Raw genomic sequence first — 6,090 nt, 5'->3', positions numbered from 1 at the left:
TCCGCTGCGGCGAACCAAGCTCCACCGGATCCTCATCGGTGAGGTATGCCAGCTCCGAGTGCGCGGCGAGGTCGATACCCCGCATCTCGTCCTCCGGCTTGATCCGCAGGCCAACGATGCGGTCCAGGATCTTCGCCAGGATCCGCGTGATGCCGAAGGAGTAGGCGAGCACCGTCACAGTCGCCAGCGACTGGACACCGAGGAGTTCGACGCCGCCGCCATAGAAGAGTCCGTTCACTCCGTTGGGTGCTGCGTCAGTAGCAAACAAGCCAATCAGCAGGGTGCCGAGTATTCCGCCCACCAGGTGCACGCCGACGACGTCGAGCGAATCGTCATAGCCCAGGCGGAACTTCAGTTCGATCGCAAGGGAGCAGACGGCCCCGGCAATGGCGCCGATGGCCACCGCCCCAAGGGGACTGACAGCGCCACAGGCAGGCGTAATGGCCACCAGGGCGGAGATCAGGCCGGACGCCGCGCCCATGCTGGTAGCTGCGCCGCGGCGCAGGCGTTCAACCAGGGCCCAGGCAAGGAGGCCGGCAGAAGCCGCGACGGCGGTGTTCAGGAAAACCACGGACGCGGACTGGCCTGCAGAAAGCGCGGAACCGGCGTTGAAGCCGAACCAGCCCACCCACAGCAGCCCGGCTCCGATGAGCACCAGAGGTCGGCTGTGCGGCTTGGCGTGCTCTACCTTCGGCCACCCTGAACTCTTGCCCAGGACCAATGCCAAGGCAAGGGCGGCGGCGCCGGCGTTCATGTGGACTGCGGTACCGCCGGCGAAGTCGATGGCCTTGATGCCGTTCGCGATCCAGCCGCCGGTCACACTGCCGTCGGCCGAGGAGAAGGCGAACACCCAGTGCGCGATGGGGAAGTAGACGATGGTGGCCCAGATGCCGGCGAACAGCATCCAGGCGCCGAACTTCATGCGGCCGGCGGCTGCCCCTGCCACCAGAGCGGTGGTGACGCACGCGAAGAAAAGCTGGAACGCGGCAAAGAGGACCACCGGGATGGAAGCGCCCTCATCCGCCGGGAGCAGTTGCGCCATGCCGGGGAACTCGGTGACGTCACCAATCAGTCCCAGGCCACCTACCGAGTTTCCGAAAGCCATCGAATAACCGAAAAGCGCCCAGAGGACAGCCACCAGGCTGGCGCCGCCGAAGCACATCATCATCATGTTGAGAATGCGGCGCGACCCCACCATGCCCCCGTAGAACAGGGCCAGGGTGGGGATCATCATGCAGACCAGCGCCGAGCTGGCCAGAATCCAAGCGACATTTCCCGAATCCATGGGAACCCCTTTCGTGATGCGAAGAGAGAACGGAAGTTGCCGTCAGAGCCGCCCCGGAGGAGGGACGCGGGTCCGGTACCACGTGTAGCGGAGGGGCGGCTATTGCCGTCGTGCTCCAACTGTATGGCGGCCATTTTTGGGCAGGTTTCCTGCGCGTTAAATGGTCGTTTCAGTCATTCACCTGGCAGTTTCAGGAGTCACGGTGCTTGCAGGTGCTGCGCCGGCCGTTTCCGAGATGGCCCGGACTATGCTGGGGAAAACCCAGACAGTCCCGCCGCGCCGATAGCCTCCCCGCCACCAAGGAAAAGGAAGTATCCGTGAAAAACGAGCAGCCACCCGGACAGCCAATCCCAGCCACTGAGACAGCGGAGGCAGAAAAGGGGACTGAAGGCGCCCAGGAACTGCGGGTCGGGGTGGTGGGCATCGGCTGGGCGGGCCAGCAGCACCTTATGGCCTACGCTTCGCTGCCGGGCGTGAGGATCGTGTCGCTGGCAGGGATGGAGCAGGAACTCCGCGGTTCGCTGCAGGCCGAGTACTCCATTCCGAACGCCTTTGCGGACTGGGAGGAGATGCTGGAGCACGGCGGCCTGGACGCGATCAGCGTGGCAGTGCCCACCTTCCTGCACGCACCTATCACCGTCGCCGCACTGGAACGCGGACTCCACGTGCTCAGCGAGAAACCCATCGCACGCAACGCGGCTGAGGGCCGGGCAATGGTTGACGCGGCGCGGAAGGCGGGGCGCGTCCTGGACGTCGCCTTCAACCACCGCCGCCGCGGCGACATCCAGGCACTCAAGGGCGTGATTGACGACGGCGGCCTGGGGCGGCCGTACTATGCCAAGGCATCCTGGCTGCGCCGTTCGGGCATCCCGACGCTGGGCAGCTGGTTCACCAACCCGGAGCTCGCCGGCGGCGGACCGCTGGCGGACATCGGCGTGCACGCGCTCGATTACGCCCTGCACCTTCTCGGCGAACCCAAAGTAGTGGCCGTGTCCGCCGCGACCCACTCAGAACTGGGTCCGCAGGGGCGGGGCGGCGGAAGCAAGTACTCCGCGTTGGCTTCCAGCCACGCTTTCGAAGTGGAAGACTTCGCGTCCGCTTTCCTCCGCCTTGAGGGCGGCGGGACACTGCTGATTGAGGCGAGCTGGGCCACCTATCGCGAAACCGATGACCTGTTGGACTTCACGGTGTACGGGACCGACGGCGGGGCCGAGCTCAAAGTGCAGGGGGCACCTTTCCCGCCCGTCGGCCAGCTGCGGGTGTTCACGGAAAAGGACGGTGAAAGCGCCGATTACGTGCCGCCGGTGCTGCCCGGCCGCGCCCATGACGGAGTGGTGGAGGATTTTGTGGCAGCCGTGCGCGGCGGGCAAGCAGTCTGGGAGGAGCATGACGGCTCCCTGGCGCTCTACCGGGCACAGATCATCGACGCGTGCTACCAGTCCGCGCTGGAGCAGAGGGAGGTTCGTCTCTAATGAACGGCAAACTGAAAATCCGGGTGTGGAACGAGGGCGTCCACGAGGCCAACAACGAGCCGTCCCACATCGGTGAGATCTACCCTGACGGCATCCACGGCGCCATCGCCGCCGGTCTCCGCTCCTACTACCCGGAAGCAGATATTACGACGGCGGTCCTCGCCACCGACGATGAGCACGGCCTCGACGAGGAGGTGCTTGCGGAAACGGACGTCCTGCTCTGGTGGGGGCATATCGCCCATCACGAGGTGAGCGACGCCGTCGTCGAACGCGTCCACCGGCACGTGCTCGGCGGGATGGGGCTGATCGTGCTCCACTCGGGTCACTTTGCGAAGGTGTTCACCAGGCTGCTGGGCACCAGCTGCTCACTGGCCTGGCGCAACGACGGCGAGCGGGAGCTCGTGTGGACGGTAAAGCCGTCGCACCCCATCGCAGAGGGGGTGGACAGCCCCATTGTCATCCCGGAGCAGGAGATGTACGGCGAGCTGTTCGACATCCCGGACCCGGACGACCTGATCTTCATCAGCTCCTTCGCCGGCGGTGAAGTGTTCCGGTCCGGCGTCACCTTCACCCGCGGTAAGGGCCGCATCTTTTACTTCAGTCCCGGCGACCAGGAATACCCGGTGTACCACCACCCGCAGATCCAGCGGGTCCTGGCGAACGGCGTGCAGTGGGCGGCCCAGCCCGGCCTGCACCGTTCGGCTCCGGAAGTGACCAACCCCGCACGGGACTGGTTCGAGGAGGCATGAGGTTCCAAACCGTGCTGCCCGGCAGCTCCTAAAATAGCGAAGCATGACTATTCCCCCGGAAGTTGATACCCCGGAAATCCTGGTGGACGTGGAGGTCCTGGACCGGAACATTGACCGGATGGCCCAGGCAGTCCGGGCCAAGGGCCTTGCCTTGCGGCCGCATGCCAAGACCCACAAAATCCCGGAGATAGCGGCGCGCCAACTCGCTGCCGGTGCAGTGGGGCTGACAGTGGCAACCATCGGCGAAGCGGAAGTTTTCGCATCGGCCGGGGTTGCAGGACATCTTCATCGCCTACCCCTTGTGGCTGTCGCAGGGAAAGGCCGCCCGGCTGGCGCGCCTGGCGGAAAAGGTTACGGTCGCCGTCGGCGTGGACTCCCCGGCTGGCGCCGCCGCGCTGGGAGCCGCCCTGGGACACGTCGCGGAGAACGTCAGCGTGCTGGCGGAGATCGACAGCGGCCACCACCGCAGCGGGGTGGTGCCGGAAGCCGCGGCTGCGGTGGCGGTGGCAGCCTCCGGCGCCGGCCTGCGGGTAGCGGGTGTGTTCACCTTCCCGGGCCACAGCTACGCCCCGGGAATGCCGGCCGAGGCTGCGGCGCAGGAGCAGGCAGCCCTGAGGCGGGCGGCAGAGGCACTTGCCGAAGCCGGGTTCGAGGCGCAGGTCCGCAGCGGTGGATCCACCCCCACAGCGCTGCTCACGGAAGAGTCCGCTGCCACCGAGGTGCGTCCCGGCGTCTATGTTTTTGGTGACGCCCAGCAATTTGAGCTTGGCCGGTGCGCCCTGGAAGACATCGCCCTTACCGTCGCCGCCACCGTGGTCAGCCACCATGACACTCCGGCGGGAGCCCCTGCGCGCTTCATTATTGACGCCGGCAGCAAGATCCTGGGCAGTGACCGTCCATCCTGGGCAACTGGATTTGGCCGGCTGATCGATCACCCCGATGCCCGCATCACTGCCCTCTCGGAGCACCACGCCACCGTGGAATGGTACGGCCGCTGGGCACCACCGCCCATCGGCACCCGGCTGAGGGCCATCCCCAACCATGTGTGCCTGGCGATCAACCTCGTGGATGAGGTCGCCGTCGTAAAGCAAGGACAACTCGTAGGCCGGTGGAGTGTGGCTGCCAGGGGCAGGAACCGATGAGGGGTTCCCGCTAGATCAGCCCCTGGGCCAGCATCGCGTCGGCCACTTTGACGAACCCGCCGATGTTGGCGCCGAGCACGTAGTTGCCCGGGTCACCGTACTCCTCCGCGGTGGACGCGCAGCGGTGGTGGATGCCCACCATGATTTCGGTAAGCCGCTCCTCCGTATGCTCAAAGGACCAGGAGTCACGGCTGGCGTTCTGCTGCATCTCCAGGGCCGATGTCGCCACGCCGCCCGCGTTGGCCGCCTTGCCCGGACCGAACAGCACACCGGATTCCTGGAACACTGCCACGGCGCCCCGGGTGGACGGCATGTTCGCACCCTCGCCGAGGGCGAGGAGCCCGTTGCGGACCAGCCGGGCGGCAGCATCGCCGTCGAGCTCGTTCTGGGTGGCGCAGGGCAACGCCACGGTGGCGTTTACGTCCCAGACTGTGCCGCCTTCGACGTAGGAGGTGCCGCCGCGGCGTTCGGCGTAGTCCTTCAGGCGGCCTCGTTCCACCTCCTTCACCTCGCGGAGCAGGGCCACGTCAATGCCGGCCTCATCCACCACATAACCGGACGAGTCCGAGCAGGCCACCACTGTGGCACCCAGCGCCTGAGCCTTGGCAATCGCGTTGATGGCCACGTTGCCGGAGCCGGAGACCACAACTCGCTGGCCATCAAAGGACGTGCCCCGCGTCTTCAGCATCTCCTGGGTGAAGATCACGGTGCCAAAACCCGTGGCTTCGGGCCTGACCAGCGAGCCGCCCCAGGAGATGCCCTTGCCCGTGAGCACACCGGACTCGTAGCGGTTGGTGATGCGCTTGTACTGGCCGAAAAGGTAGCCGATTTCGCGTCCGCCCACCCCGATGTCGCCGGCAGGAACGTCTGTGTATTCGCCGATATGGCGGTAAAGCTCGGTCATGAAGGATTGGCAGAACCGCATGACTTCGCCGTCGCTGCGGCCGCGGGGGTCAAAGTCGGAACCGCCCTTGCCGCCGCCGATCGGCATGCCGGTGAGCGCGTTCTTAAAGATCTGCTCAAAGCCAAGGAATTTAACAATGCCAAGGTAGACGGAGGGGTGGAACCGCAGGCCGCCTTTGTACGGTCCCAGGGCGGAACTGAACTCCACCCGGAAGCCGCGGTTGATCTGCACGCGTCCCGCATCGTCAGTCCATGGGACGCGGAAGATAATCTGCCGTTCCGGTTCGCAGAGCCGCTCCAGGATGGCCGCTTCAAGAAATTCGGGGTGCCTGTCGTGGACCGGCCCCAGGCTTTCGAATACCTCTGTAATGGCTTGGTGGAATTCCGCCTCGCCGGGGTTACGGGCCAGGACCGTGTCCCTGATGGCCTCCAACCGTGCGTCCATGAACTATTCCTTACTGGGCCTGGTACGGGACGGCGAAGCGAGGCAGCGCTGTCCCGGTCTGGGTTTCGACTTATCCGATTACGACTTGAGCCCG

At 65.8% G+C, this 6,090-nt stretch carries 5 protein-coding genes; 3 read left to right on the top strand and 2 right to left on the bottom strand.

The genetic code is table 11. The annotated features are described in order from the left end of the window. Positions 1 to 1,285: ammonium transporter (locus AC5RTE_RS16980; RefSeq protein ID WP_494042548.1), on the bottom strand; the 1,285-nt coding region annotated here is incomplete at its 3' end. Positions 1,286 to 1,632: 347 nt separating this feature from the next. Between AC5RTE_RS16980 and AC5RTE_RS16975 the strand changes: the two genes are divergently transcribed. The 3 genes from AC5RTE_RS16975 to AC5RTE_RS16965 all read left to right on the top strand — a co-directional run bounded on the left by AC5RTE_RS16975 (position 1,633) and on the right by AC5RTE_RS16965 (position 4,648). Further along, positions 1,633 to 2,757, top strand: coding sequence for a Gfo/Idh/MocA family protein (locus AC5RTE_RS16975; protein ID WP_494042551.1), 1,125 nt, complete (start codon positions 1,633 to 1,635; stop codon positions 2,755 to 2,757). Further along, positions 2,757 to 3,506: a ThuA domain-containing protein gene (locus AC5RTE_RS16970; RefSeq protein ID WP_494042547.1), complete on the top strand. Its 750-nt coding sequence runs from the start codon at positions 2,757 to 2,759 to the stop codon at positions 3,504 to 3,506. The genes AC5RTE_RS16975 and AC5RTE_RS16970 overlap by 1 nt, the downstream gene beginning before the upstream one ends. Before the next feature lie 272 nt (positions 3,507 to 3,778). Further along, the gene (locus AC5RTE_RS16965; RefSeq protein ID WP_494042546.1) at positions 3,779 to 4,648 is read left to right on the top strand and encodes an alanine racemase; all 870 of its coding nucleotides are present in this window, start codon (positions 3,779 to 3,781) and stop codon (positions 4,646 to 4,648) included. 10 nt (positions 4,649 to 4,658) lie between these two features. On the opposite strand, the gene gdhA is transcribed toward AC5RTE_RS16965, so the two are convergent. After that, positions 4,659 to 5,996, bottom strand: coding sequence for an NADP-specific glutamate dehydrogenase (gene gdhA, locus AC5RTE_RS16960; RefSeq protein ID WP_494042545.1), 1,338 nt, complete (start codon positions 5,994 to 5,996; stop codon positions 4,659 to 4,661). Positions 5,997 to 6,090: the final 94 nt, after the last annotated feature.

It is taken from the genome of Arthrobacter sp. K41 (assembly GCF_059089645.1).
The sequence above is the reverse complement of the archived record's forward strand: the minus strand, read 5'-3'. Positions and strand labels throughout refer to the sequence as shown.

What these genes read in the sequence shown, in the direction of transcription:
- AC5RTE_RS16970 (WP_494042547.1), top strand. Translation starts at nt 2,757, where the DNA reads ATGAACGGCAAACTGAAAATCCGGGTGTGGAACGAGGGCGTCCACGAG.
- gdhA (WP_494042545.1), bottom strand. Translation starts at nt 5,996, where the DNA reads ATGGACGCACGGTTGGAGGCCATCAGGGACACGGTCCTGGCCCGTAAC.